General features: G+C 41.9%; 1 protein-coding gene. It reads right to left on the bottom strand.

Features of this window, described 5'->3' with window-relative positions; translation table 11 throughout:
• The coding region (locus LMC10_RS01460; protein ID WP_411377829.1) for a group II intron maturase-specific domain-containing protein at positions 1-241 on the bottom strand (241 nt) is incomplete at both ends.

Raw genomic sequence — 241 nt, 5'->3', positions numbered from 1 at the left:
ATAAGTCCAAGTTGTTCCAGTTTTCTATTAGTTAGAGAATAGCTCAAGGTCTTACTATGTGCAGTTCGCCAGTAGCCCTTGCGGGTACTAGCGAAGACATATGCATCACGCTGGGACAGCCCTAACTTCTGTAAGTTAGTTACCTTAGTTTTAAACTTTTTCCATTGCTTCCAGATATACTGCCTTATTCGGACCCTCAACCACTTGTCGAGGCGTTGAATAAAGTTAGTTAGTTTCCCAA

The organism is Limosilactobacillus reuteri subsp. simiae (genome assembly GCF_020784875.1).
In the GTDB taxonomy this organism is placed as follows: Bacteria; Bacillota; Bacilli; order Lactobacillales; family Lactobacillaceae; genus Limosilactobacillus; species Limosilactobacillus reuteri_H.
The sequence above is the reverse complement of the archived record's forward strand: the minus strand, read 5'-3'. Positions and strand labels throughout refer to the sequence as shown.